Source organism: Microcoleus sp. AT8-A3 (assembly GCF_036705675.1).
Classification (GTDB): domain Bacteria; phylum Cyanobacteriota; class Cyanobacteriia; order Cyanobacteriales; family Microcoleaceae; genus Microcoleus.
Genome location: NZ_JAUBVD010000004.1, coordinates 123,663 through 136,725 on the forward strand (window position 1 = coordinate 123,663; position 13,063 = coordinate 136,725).

A 13,063-nucleotide genomic window follows, 5' to 3' on the forward strand; every position below is an offset into this window, starting at 1 on the left:
TCAACCTGCCGTCAAAGTACAAAATTACTCGCCAATCAATTCATGAATATTTTTAGCAGTCTGCTTTCTAGCCCAACTCAAGCACCCCAAGTCAAAAAACAGCGTCGAGGCATTGAAATTAAGTCGGAACGCGAAATCGAAATTATGCGGCAGGCCGCGAAAATCGTTGCAACGGTACTCAAAGAAATTTCCCAAATGGTGAAACCGGGAATGACTACTGCTGATTTGGATGCTTATGCCGAAAAACGCATCCGTGCTATGGGGGCAACTCCGAGTTTTAAAGGCTATCACGGTTTTCCCGGATCGATTTGCTCTAGCATTAATAACGAAGTTGTTCACGGCATCCCCAGTCCCAAAAAGGTAATTCGGGCCGGAGATGTTCTTAAGGTAGATACGGGGGCATATTATCAAGGTTTTCACGGCGATTCTTGCATTACGATCGCAGTTGTGGAAGTGACTCCCGAATCGGCAAAATTAATCCGAGTCGCAGAAGAAGCTCTCTACAAAGGCATCGAACAAGTGAAGGCGGGAGCCTATTTGCTCGATCTGGCTGGTGCGATCGAAGATCATGTCAAAAGCAACGGTTTTAACATCGTTGAGGAGTTTACGGGCCACGGTGTCGGGCGAAATTTGCACGAGGAACCGTCGGTTTTCAATTTCCGCACGCGGGAAATGCCGAATGTGAAATTGCGAGCGGGCATGACATTGGCGATCGAACCGATTCTGAATGCCGGTTCTAAGTACACTCGGACGCTTTCTGACAAGTGGACGGCTGTAACCGTTGACAATGCTATGTCGGCTCAGTTTGAGCATACTGTGTTGGTAACAGAAACTGGCTATGAAATTTTGACCGATCGTTCCAAAGTTTAAGTGGAAGGGTTCAACAATAATTTTGAGTTTTGAGTTTCGAGTTTTGAATTAAAGATTTAAGAACTTTTTAATCGTTAGATCAAAACCTAACTCAAAACTCTTGAGTTGGACAACAAGTTTTTAACTTCCTTCGAGGGATGGAGTGACAATAAGAGTTAAATGCGGCTAAATTAAAAAATAGTGGTAAAGCGTAAGGGTAACAACTATGTCAGCACGATTATTATTGGTAGATGATGAACCGGGCTTGCGGGAAGCAGTACAAGCTTATTTGGAAGATAGCGATTTTGCGGTTGAGGTTGCCAGTAATGCTCGCGATGGGTGGGAACTCTTGCAGCAGACTAATCCAGATTTGGTGATTTCAGACATTATGATGCCCCAGGTGGACGGTTATCAATTTCTCAAGCAAGTGCGGGAAGATCCTCGCTATAAGGCTTTGCCGGTGGTGTTTTTGACGGCTAAGGGGATGACGAGCGATCGTATTCAAGGCTATCAAGCAGGCTGCGATGCTTATCTTTCTAAGCCCTTCGATCCCGACGAATTAGTAGCAATAGTAACCAATTTGCTAGCCCGCCGCGCGGCTGCTAAGGAGACAAGCGAAAATCCTGAAAGTCCAGATATTGCTGCTTTGACAAGCCAAATGGCGAGAATTGAGTCTTTGCTGAGTGGGCGGAGTTCGATCGCCCAAAGTCCTTCGCCGATTAAAATTGATTTGACTCCGCGAGAACAAAGTGTTTTGGATTTGGTTGCTCAAGGTTTGATGAATAAGGAAATTGCCCGCCGCTTGGAAACTAGCGTGCGTAATGTGGAAAAGTACGTCAGCCGTTTGTTTAGCAAGACGGGTACTAACAGCCGTACTGAGTTGGTTCGCTTCGCCCTCGAACACGGCTTGACGAAATAGGAGTCCTCTCGACTTGGCTGGAGGCTGTGGCTTGCCGAGCTGCGTTACCAGGCTCTTCCTGGTAACGAGAATTATGCAAAAAATTAGAAATGTTAAGATTTGACACTCCCCAGCCTAAAGGCGTGGGGATTCTTAATTCATCGACTGACCTTTAAGCACCATGTCCTTGCGGCAGTCCTTAAACCTTTCAACCGTACAATAGTACAAATTGACGAGTCTAATTCACTGTTACCCCAGAGGGTCTATCTCCAAAAGCGTACTAGGATACAAGCAAGCGAGTTTGGGTATGCCCTACCCTACTTAACAAATCAAGAAATTGTTTGTTGTTACTGGTTTAAGGATGCGTTGATCCTTTAGCTGTTTTAAGAGTTTTCGCCGCTCTGCGTCCCCCGGTTTATACCTAAAAGTGTGTCTTAACTGTTTCACGATGGTAAAGGAGTTTAACCTTGACTATTTTAGTATACTACAAATACCAGCAATTCCTGATTTTTAGGAAGGGATTTAAGAAATTAAAGCCGCCCTAGAAGGACGGGTTTTAAACCCAATTTCCTGATAAGTATTGACAGGTATCCGGCGGCTGTGGTATGTCACATCAGCTTGCTGGTGGCAGCGCGGGTGTGCGAAAACTGGTGTGCGAAAACTGGTGTGCCAAAACTGGTGTGCGATTCCCTACGGGATAGCTACGCACGCGCGTACTTCTCACCCACTTTGCTTTGAGTCTGAGATAAACACTCGCAAACACCGGGGAATTACTTAGCGGGAAAACCTGACTGTTTAAGAGTTTTCACGTAGTAAATAGAAAAGCAAACACTTGACCGGATATGCTCCGTTAAGCAAACTTGCCACGAAAAGTCACAGATAAGGTTATATCCTGTGGAAAAACAAGCCACTATTAATTACAGTTCTGGACGCACTCCTACAAAGAAACCGGGTTTTTTACCTAATTTACGGTGTGTAACAAAGTATTTCGTAAAAAAAAACCGTTTCTGGGCCCCCAGGCTAAAATTTTACACCCTAGTTCAAGCTCTCAGATTCATCTGTGGAGTCAATCTAAAATCTAAAATCTAAAATCGACTGACAGCGAAGGAAAGTAGCCGCAGATGTTGAATGTATAGTAGTACCAAAGTTTAGTTTATATCAGGAGGATACCATGAGGAAAATCACGGCGCGACAAACGATAAGTGCCATAGTAGCACTGCCGATCGTACTAATAGCCAATACAACTCAAGCTTTAGCGACTGATACCGCTCAAAAAATAGAGCCCATTAAGAAAGTTTCGGATTTTGGCGATGAGCTAGATTTTGATATTGGGCCACCAACAACCATCAGCATTGAAGAAAGCGAGGATTGGGATGAACCTGATTTTACAGCTACTTTAGATATGGAGATTAGTAAATTTATGACAAAAAATCTTCAAGCTGTATTTGATGAGCCGCCGCCGATAGTTTATCTCAGTGCTGCAAGGGGTCAGTCAAGCAAGGAATGCCGGATTTCAGCGATATGCGAATAACTGAATCGGATTTGTGCGATTTTGGCGATGGCTGGGACTCCCGCAAACAAAGACTCATTTGCTGGGTAGAATTTGAGCAATTATCAAGATTTCAGTAAACTCCGGTTGATTTTGCTGGGAATATGCGAATAACAGAGTATGTATTTTTTTGGGTATGCTTTAATTGCGATCGGCTAAAATAATAAGTATGCAGGCTGAAAAAAACTTAACTAATTGATAGTTAGTCCGTAGGGTGCGGATCTGCTTCATATTTGATAAAGATTGCAGATTGACGGGTGTATCCGCACCTTACTCGCGTCTCTCTTCTTGTGTGTACCACATATACATGGAATATGCTGTAAGTATGCAGGCTGAAATAAACTTAACTAATTGATAGTTCCCAGTGATGGGAAATCGCCAAAAAGGGCAGAAATAAAATTAATCATGTGATTGTTCGCTGTGATTGGCAAACGTAAAAACGGGTAAAAGTAAACTTAGTTAGAGCAACCGCCCAAAAGGTGAGGACGTTCTTAATTGCAGTTCCCCCCTGCGGTCTATTCTTTCCATCCGTTACATCCGTTACATCCGTTACATCCGTTAAATAATCCGTTGCCGAACTTCCATCCGTTACATCCGTTACATCCGTTAAATAATCCGTTGCCGAACTTATTTTTTTCGGCAGTTGACAGCACCTATCCTGAGAATTTTTTTCAAATATTAATTATGATTAATTCGCACTACCAGCAAGAAACCGCAGCACAGCAAAACCAAAGTTCGCTGCAAACTCTCTCCCGGACTCTGAGAATGTCTCACGGGCAATTTTCGCTCATTTTGGTACGGTGCAATTACAGCGCTATGAGAGAGGAAATTGTAAGGCAATTGCGGGCAGAGTCTGGGATCGAGATTCGAGAAATTGTCCTCCCGCCATCTGTTAAAACTCTTTACACGACGATAGAAACCAAACTTTCCTGCACCCATCCGGCAGCTTTAATGGTGTTTGGATTGGAATCGGTAAGTGCGATCGATCGCCTGCTGACTTCTACCAACTACGTGAGGGAAGAATTTCGGAATAATTTTCCTTTCCCGGTGGTGCTGTGGGTGACAGACAAAATATTAAAAAAACTGATTCGGTTAGTAACAGATATCGAAACTTGGACGACAAGTGTTGAATTTGTGATGGGCCCGGACGACTTGGTAGATTTTTTGGGCAAAAGTGCCGATCGCATTTTTTCCAACATTTTAGAAAGTGGCAATTGGCGTTTAACTAATTCTGCCATTCTCGGAGCCAATTCTTTGAGTGAACTAGAGTCGGCTAGCCAAGACTTGCAAACTTGCAATATCAGATTAGAACCAGCTATTGAAGCAAGTTTGCAATTTATTCGCGGTAGGCACGAATATGCTTGTCACCGCATCTCTGCGGCTATTGAATTATATCAAAAAAGTCTCAGTTTTTGGAAGTATCAAGTAGCATTTATTGGACAAAAAACAGAATTTAGCGATTTGTTATTTACCGTTCACCCTGCACCGGTGTTAGAGGGAATTCTGCTATTCCACATCGGTCTTTGCTACCGCTTCCAAGCAGAAAAACACCGCAGCGGCAACCGTCCTTACTGGACGGAAGCTAAGAATTATTTTCAGGAATGTATAGATGTTTTAGAACGCGTGGGGCGGCCGGATGCCGTGAGTATATTCATCAATCAACTTGAGGAAGTATTGCAGCATTTAGAAGATTGGGATGCACTCTGGAATTTAGCCATAAAAGCTCGGAGGTTACATGAAAATATGGAAAATTCAGCAGTTAATTTGGCTCAAGATTACGGCTTTTTGGCTAGAGTAGCCTTAGAGCAAAAGAACTGGCAAGGGGCGAAAGAATGGGCTTTAGTGGCTCTAGACGTTCTCAACTCAAATTTAGAAGCGACGGGACAGGGAACCCCTGTAAAGTCGCAGCATTTAGGCTTGTATCTGTTAATTTTAGCAGAGGCCCAGAGTCATTTGGGTGAGGTGCAAGAGGCGATCGCGCATTTAGAACTTGCTCGCTCGGAAACCGAACCTTGCTACAACCCGCAACTGTATTTGCGGGTTTTAGAAATGCTGCGATCGCTCTATTTTCAGCGGGGAGAATATCTCGAAGCATTTCAAATTAAGCAAGATTATCGAGCGGTGGAACACACGTATCGGTTCCGAGCTTTTATTGGGGCCGGAAAGTTGCAGCCGCACAGAGAAGCGGTTAATTCCGTCGCCGAAACTCTTGCCGGCGCTGCTACTATTGCTGACGAGATTACAGCTTCCGGCAGAGAGGAAGACCTCAACCGCTTGATATATAGAATGAACAATACCCCCGACAAACTGACAGTAATTTACGGTCAGTCTGGAGTTGGCAAAAGTTCAATAGTCACGGGAGGATTAGTACCAGCTCTCAAACAAAAAAAAATAGAAATGCGGACTGTTTTGCCGGTAGTGTTGCAAGTTTACAACAACTGGCCGCGGGAATTGACCAGACAGTTATCTGCTGGAAAAGCTGAAATATTCGATTCGGAAAATTCCGAAGCAGTACCAGAAACTGCTCCGGTAGATTTGACCGTAGAAGCAGGTGCAGTCAAGGGAAATCTTATTTCGGGATTGCACGGTGGCTCGGCTGCGAAAAATGAGGAGCAAAGGGAGCAGTCACAGCCAGTAGAATTTATCATACAACAACAGGCGATCGAATACGAAAACATTATCAATGAGCTGCAAAGAAATTCAGAACATTTAGTTACTGTTCTGATATTTGACCAATTTGAAGAATTCTTTTTTGTATGGAAAGAGCCAGCGGAAAGACAAATATTTTTTGATTTTTTGCGGGAATGCTTGAAAATCAAATATTTAAAAGTCGTCCTGTGTTTGCGGGAAGATTACCTGCACTATGTGCTGGAATTTACTCGACAAAAAAACCAGACAGGATTCGTTAACAATGATATTTTAGATGACATTCTCAGCAAAAATATTCTGTTTTATTTGGGAAATTTTTCGCCGATCGATGCGCGAGCGGTAATTCGCACTTTAACTGAGCGAGCGCAGTTTTACTTAGAACCGGAGCTGATCGAAGAATTAGTCAATGATTTAGCTGGAGAATTAGGAGAAGTTCGCCCGATCGAACTACAACTTGTCGGCGCTCAACTACAACAAGAGAACATTAGAACTTTAACTCAATATCAGGAACTTGGCAACAATCCGCAACAAAAATTAGTCGAAAGGTTTCTCGAAGAAGTTATCAAAGATTGCGGCCCAGAGAATGAAGTAGCGGCGCGCCGAGTTTTGTATTTGCTCACAGATGAAGAACAGATTCGTCCCCTAAAAACCCGCGCAGAATTAGCTTCAAGTTTAGCGACATTTGCTGAAGCTGACAAATTAGATTTAGTCTTAGAATTGTTAGTAAAGTCTGGTTTAGTCTTTCGATGGATGGAACTGCCTGCTGAGCTTTATCAGCTCGTTCACGATTATTTAGTTAGCTTCATTCGCCAGCAGCAAGAATTAGATAAAAAGGCAGAATTTGAGGAACTGCGAAAGCAAAACCAAATTAACCGAGATGAAATTGAACAAATTCGCAAAGACAGAGAGCAAGATGCTTTGCTGTCGGAAGCTAGAGACAAACAGTACCAAGCAGAAGCTCAACTTTACCACACTCGGAGATGGCAATTGCAGGCGGCGGTTCTAGGAGTGCTTGTACTCGGAGGAGTTTCGGGGATGGCTTTCGAGCAAGCAAAATTAGCAGAAAGCGCACGGCAAGAAGCAGAAACCAGTCGGACTGATGCCCTAAATTCGGCGTCGGAAGCTTTGGTGCTTTCTAATGAAAAAAATCAATTAGGAGTGTTGGGAAATAGTATCAAAATTGGTCGTGATTCTCTGAAAAGTACGGCGCTGCCTGTGGACACTAAAAATCAAATTGCTGAAAGACTAAGACAAGCAGTTTCCGGGGTGCAAGAACGCAACCGTTTCGAGCAGCACAGCAAGTTTGTTTTGGATGTAAGTGTTAGTCCCGACGGCAATTCAGTTGCTTCAGCAAGTGCAGATCAAACTGTTAAATTGTGGAGCAAAGAAGGTAAGTTATTAAAAACTTTCAATCACCCAGATAGCGTGACGAGTGTTAGTTTTAGTCCTGATGGGAAAACGATCGCTACTGGTTGTGCCGATCGCACAATTAGAATTTGGCAAGTAGATAACGACAAAAGTGCGATTGGCATTTTATCCGGCCACCGCGATATCGTCACCAGCGTCAGTTTCAGTCCAGACGGCAAAACCCTAGCTTCCGCCAGTCACGACAACACCGTCAAAATCTGGAACCTTGCGAACAAAAAATTGCTGCAAACCTTAACCGGACACAAAGACTGGGTGCTCGGCGTCAGTTTCAGTCCCGACGGCCAAACAATTGCCTCAGCAAGTGTTGACAAAACTGTCAAACTTTGGAACCGAGAAAGTAAAACGCAGAAATTTAGAATTAATCCCAAAACATTAACCAAACATTCTGACATTGTTTACAGCATTAAGTTCAGTCCAAACAGTCGAGAACTCGTCTCAGCAAGTGCCGACACCACAGCCAAAATTTGGAACCGAAACGGTGAGGAAATCAGAACTCTCAAAGGACACAACGATGAAGTTGTCAGCGCGACTTTCAGTCGCGACGGCGAAAAAATTGTCACCGGCAGTGCAGACGATACGGTGAAAGTTTGGAGTCGCAGCGGCACTTTGCTCAACACTTTTCGAGGACATCAAGACGACGTGAGGGCTGTAAGTTTCAGCGGCGACGGCACTATTGCTTCCGCAAGTAAGGACAAAATAGTGAAAATTTGGAAACCAGACAGCACTCCGCTGAATAAGATTTTATCAGGACACGAAGACTGGGTTTACAAAGTCAGTTTTAGTGCTGACGGCAAAACAATTGCTTCTGCTAGCGGGGACAAAACAGTGAGACTTTGGCGTGCTGACGGCAGTTTATTCAAAACCTTAGAAAGTCACAAGGATTCTGTTACCTGGGTTAGCATTTCGCCTGATGATAAAACTGTTGCTTCCGCGAGCGATGACAAAACCGTGAAAGTCTGGAGTTTAAACGGCAAACTGTTAAATACTCTCAGCCACAGCGGCATTGTTAGAAGCGTGAGTTTTAGTCCAGATGGAAAGATAATTGCTGCCGCAAGTGCCGATCGCAAATTGTACCTCTGGCGCTGGAACGGTGCTAAAGCAACTTTGTTGGCAAAACTCGATCACAGCAATCCAGTAATTAGCGTTAGCTTCAGTCCCGACGGCAAAACTATTGCTACTGCTACCGCTGCTGAGGACAAGCCAAGCGGGAAGAAAAAGGCTTTTGAAATTACCGGAGAAAAGAGAGTTTACCTATGGGAATTTAACGGTTCGTCGGCGAAAATCCTGAAAACTCTCGACCACCAAGACAGCGTTAAAAATGTTAGTTTTAGTCCAGACGGCAAGACTATTGCTGCTGCTTGCGCTGACAAAAAAGTTTACTTGTGGGGGTTTGATGGAAAGGTGGCGAATTTAACTGAAAAACTCGACCACAGCGATACTGTAGAAAGCGTGAGTTTTAGTCCCAACGGCAAGTTGATTGCGGCGGCGAGTGGGGGAAATACTGTTAAGCTGTGGGATTTTGACGGCAAGAAGGCGCTGCTATCGAAGACTTTGGAATCGAGCGATCGCGTGTTGAGTGTTACTTTTAGTTCTGATAGCAAAACTCTGGGTTTTGCTAGTAGGGATAGGAATGTAATTCTGTTGCCTGTGGAGAATTTGGAACTGAATAATATTATTGCTCGCAGTTGCGAGTGGTTAGGAGATTATTTGCAGAATGACCCGAATGTTGCTGAGGGCGATCGACTGCTGTGTCTTGGGTTTGGGAAACAGGCGTTAAATAAGGGGAAGCGGTGAAATTGACAGGGGTAAGTTGCGGGCTGCGCCCCCTACATAATTATATTTTGCTAATTCTCATCTACATAATTTTATGGAAAAATTCTGTATATGTCTCGGCGGTGCGCTACTCGCTGACAAATTAAAGTTTTTGTCGGTGCATCAACTGTGAGTCCAATACGGTAGTCACCAAGACGAATCTTATATTTATCTGGATAACCTTTCATTTTTTCCAGATATCCTAATGCAAAGGGATTGTCTGATTCTAAGAATTGAAAAACTATAGGTTCTATCCTACTTCTAATTTCAGCAGGTAAACCAGCTAGTTCTTTGAGGAACCGATTTGTATATTCAACTTGCCACATTATTTTGTTTAATTGAGTTATAATACTTTAGTGCTTGTTCTTTTGATAATCTCTCATCACCTTCAGTTTCTTCTATAAGTTTAGCCAGACCATAGTTTTCCAAAATCTCCTCGATTTTCTCAAATTGTTCAAGGGGGATTTGAACAGCAATCGGCTGCTGATTTTCGTCGATTACATAACTTTTATGTAGTTCTAGCATTTTGTAGTGTTTATATCTGAGTATATGAATTATTATAATAGATACATTTTTTTTGTCAAGAGGCGATCGCGTCTGCCTGTCGAGTTACTCAACCGATAGGTTAAACAAATCTATCTACTGGCTAATTGTGGTCGCAGTAAACTTGCGCTAAAATTCGACTGATAAGCTTAAGCTTTTTGGCAATTCCCCACAGAATTAACCAGCAATCAAAACCCGAGGTAAACCACATGGATGTCAACTCCCAAAATGTCCAACCAATCCCGCCATTCAACGAGACAAACGAGGAAACACCAGAGATAGGTGGCGGTTTGCCCGTAATAGAATATTGGGCAGAACATACATTGTCCCCGGAAGGGCCGAAACTTTGGAAAACTTTGCTGCACAAAAGTGCTTGTTTGTCGTGTTCTTGGGGCACGGGCGGACAGAAAGGAGGTTTTACAAATGAAGAGGGCGAAAAACTTCAGCGGTGCATGAAAAGCGTCGAAGCAATCTCCGCTGAAATCAAGCCGGCTATCTCAACTCAATTTTTTGAACAGCAGAGTATTGCACAACTTCAGCAATTAACTTCAATGGAAGCCGATAGGCTGGGAAGGCTGAGTTTTCCGATGATTTTGCGGGCTGGTTCCTCTCATTACGATCGCATTTCTTGGCAAGAAGTTTATCAAATTGCCGAAGCTGCTTTTCGCAAAACCCCCGAACGAGTGGCATCTTACAGTTCCGGTCGTTCTTCCAACGAAGCGGCTTTTCTGCTGCAATTGATGATGCGGGCGATGGGTTCCAATAACTTAGCAGATTGTTCCGATCTCTGCCACGCTCCCTCGACAACCGGCTTAAGCGAAATGTTTGCCACCCGCACCTCGGTAGTGAGTCTAGAAAACTTGAAGGAAGCAGATTGCGTCGTGCTCGCGGGCAGCAATTCTTCCTACAACCATCCCCGCTTGATGAACGAATTGATTAAAATTCGCGACAAAGGCGGTAAAATAATTGTCATCAATCCGGTGATGGAAATCGGGTTAGTCAAGTTTGGTTCTCCCGCATTTCCTGTCAAATCGCTCATCCCCGGTTCCGATATTTCCTCCCTATACTTGCAACCAATTCCCGGCAGCGATACGGCGCTATTTGTAGGGATTCAAAAGTCTATAATCGAACAAGGATTGCTGGACGAAAGCTATTTGCAAGCTCATACAGAAGGCTGGGAAGCAGCAGTCCAGCACGCCCGCGAAACTTCTTGGGAAACTATTACTGAAACCTGCGGAGTTTCCCGCGCAGAAATTGAGGCAGCAGCCAGAATTATTGGCACGTCCCAGCGAGTTGTCTTCGGTTGGGCGATGGGAATTACCCAACACGATAACGGTGTAGATAACGTTTTCAGCATCGCTAATACTGCCTTAATGACAGGAAATGTCGGCAAAGAAGGGGCGGGATTAATGCCCGTGAGAGGACACTCAAACGTGCAAGGATTCGGCTCTATGGGCGTCACTGTGAAGCTGAAAAAAGAAATTCAACAAGCTTTAGAAAAGTTATTGAATCGTCCCCTGAGTCCTGTTAAGGGCTACGACACTCGATCGCTCATTGAAGCAGCAGAAGCAGGCAAAGTTGATACCCTGATCTGTCTGGGCGGCAACTTGTATGGGGCAAATCCAGATTTAACTCAGGCAAAACGCGCTTTAGCCAATGTTGAAACCGTTATCTACCTCGCAACCAAACCGAATTTAGGGCATTTTCACGGATTGGCAAAGCACAATACAATTGTGATCCCCGTGCTGAATCGCTTTGAAAACCCCCACAAAACAACCGTGGAATCTGGCAATAACTTTGTGCGTTTAAATGATGAGGGCGAAACTCATCTCCAGAATTCGGATTTGATTCCTGAAGTGCATTTTTTGACGGAATTAGCCAGCAGAATCCACGGCGATTTTCCGGTTGATTGGCGCCGACTTCAAGACACAAAATACGTGCGCCAATTGATTGCTAAAACTATTCCGGGCTATGAAAAAATAGCGACAATTGATGAAACACAAGAGGAATTTACCATCAGCGGCCGCATTTTTACAGAACCTAAATTTCCTACAGAGTCTGGGAAAGCGAAGATGTTTGTCACGCCTTTACCTAAGCTGAAATTACCGGAAGCGAAAGAGTTTGGACTATCGGAATCAACACAGGGTATTGTTGTAGCCTTAATGACGGGACGCAGCTATTCTCAGCATAATACTGTGGTTTACAAAATTGATGACAAGTACCGGGGAATGCCGCACCGCAACTGCATTTTGATGAATCGCGCGGATGCAGAAAGCACGGGTTTGCATGAACATCAACGGGTTACGGTGCAGGGAAATGTGGGGAAAATGGAAAATGTCGAGGTGATTTACGGGGCGGTTCGTGAGGGTGCTGCTTTGATGTTTTATCCTGAAGTTAATGTGATTTTTCACCCGGAGATTGAAAGGCGATCGGGCACGCCTGCTTACAAGCGCGTACCTGCTTTTGTATACGCCTAAGTTCGGCAAAGGATTCTGTAACGGATGTAACGGATGTTATGATTAGCTCTGCCTTCTGTCTTCTATAACTCACATTTTAGATGATTTTTAAGAACAGGCAAGATGCCTGTTCCACAAGGAGTTAATTTTTTGTGGGGAGTATGGGTTGGGCATCTTGCCTGCCCATATGCAAGTCTTAATTAACTCTTAATTTGCAAAGTTCTACCGCGCCAAGTCCACCCCCAACCGGTTTCAGTTTGAATCGCAGAACCGATCGCAATTGCGGCCACTAAGGATCGCGAATTAAATAACTTACAATTTTAATTGTTATTGTGGAAGTTATTTAATTCTCATTCCTAACGCACCTCCGAAACCTCCAAACCACCAGTATTTCGTCGGACATTCAGAAATCTCGGCACCCAAGGGGCGCAAAGTGTAATGCTGCCAAATTACGATTACGGATAAACAAATAGTTAACCAGGTAATTGGTTGGTTGGTCGCGGCTGACAAGCGAATTTCTTCATGTGGTATCCGCCACGTGATTTATCCGTGGAATTGATCCAAAATCTAAAATCGAAAATCCTCAAGAAAGAGCATTTATCTCGCGCAAGTCAATTTTTTAATCTAAAATCTAAAATCTAAAATCGCGCAATCGATTGACCTGCTAATATTTTAAGCCGGGGGTCGTTGAGATGCTGTTGCAGGGTTTCCCCGATCGCCTTGGTGTCGTCTGTCGATCGATCGTCTACAATTAAAACCTCTAAGTTGTCCACAGACAGCGGTGTACTCTCCCTCATGGCGATCGCGCAATCCCGAATATTCTCTGCCTCGTTGTATTGTAAAACTTCATTAAGTTTATAAGCATTAGTGGACAAAAGT

General features: G+C 44.0%; 8 protein-coding genes. 5 read left to right on the forward strand and 3 right to left on the reverse strand.

Annotated features, from left to right (window positions below):
- Window positions 1-42: 42 nt before the first annotated feature.
- The 4 genes from map to QUB51_RS04105 all read left to right on the forward strand — a co-directional run bounded on the left by map (window position 43) and on the right by QUB51_RS04105 (window position 9,167).
- Complete coding sequence (gene map, locus QUB51_RS04090) at window positions 43-870, forward strand: type I methionyl aminopeptidase (RefSeq protein ID WP_333052584.1); 828 nt, start codon at window positions 43-45, stop codon at window positions 868-870.
- Window positions 871-1,075: 205 nt separating this feature from the next.
- A complete protein-coding gene (locus tag QUB51_RS04095; RefSeq protein WP_333052586.1) occupies window positions 1,076-1,768 on the forward strand; it encodes a response regulator transcription factor in 693 nt (230 codons plus the stop codon).
- Between the two features lie 1,150 nt (window positions 1,769-2,918).
- The gene (locus tag QUB51_RS04100; protein WP_333052588.1) at window positions 2,919-3,278 is read left to right on the forward strand and encodes a hypothetical protein; all 360 of its coding nucleotides are present in this window, start codon (window positions 2,919-2,921) and stop codon (window positions 3,276-3,278) included.
- Between the two features lie 702 nt (window positions 3,279-3,980).
- Complete coding sequence (locus QUB51_RS04105; protein ID WP_333259695.1) at window positions 3,981-9,167, forward strand: nSTAND1 domain-containing NTPase; 5,187 nt, start codon at window positions 3,981-3,983, stop codon at window positions 9,165-9,167.
- A gap of 71 nt (window positions 9,168-9,238) precedes the next feature.
- Here the strand turns inward: QUB51_RS04105 and QUB51_RS04110 are convergent, their stop codons facing one another.
- Both QUB51_RS04110 and QUB51_RS04115 read right to left on the reverse strand, forming a co-directional pair.
- Window positions 9,239-9,511: a type II toxin-antitoxin system RelE/ParE family toxin gene (locus QUB51_RS04110; RefSeq protein ID WP_333052593.1), complete on the reverse strand. Its 273-nt coding sequence runs from the start codon at window positions 9,509-9,511 to the stop codon at window positions 9,239-9,241.
- Entirely contained in the window at window positions 9,498-9,710 is a 213-nt protein-coding gene (locus tag QUB51_RS04115; RefSeq protein WP_333052595.1) for a hypothetical protein, read from the reverse strand. Before QUB51_RS04115 ends, QUB51_RS04110 begins: the two co-directional genes overlap by 14 nt.
- A gap of 227 nt (window positions 9,711-9,937) precedes the next feature.
- Between QUB51_RS04115 and QUB51_RS04120 the strand changes: the two genes are divergently transcribed.
- A complete protein-coding gene (locus QUB51_RS04120; RefSeq protein ID WP_333052598.1) occupies window positions 9,938-12,205 on the forward strand; it encodes an FdhF/YdeP family oxidoreductase in 2,268 nt (755 codons plus the stop codon).
- Window positions 12,206-12,822: 617 nt separating this feature from the next.
- Here QUB51_RS04120 and QUB51_RS04125 read toward each other — a convergent pair.
- Window positions 12,823-13,059, reverse strand: coding sequence for a glycosyltransferase (locus QUB51_RS04125; RefSeq protein ID WP_333208404.1), 237 nt, complete (start codon window positions 13,057-13,059; stop codon window positions 12,823-12,825).
- Window positions 13,060-13,063: the final 4 nt, after the last annotated feature.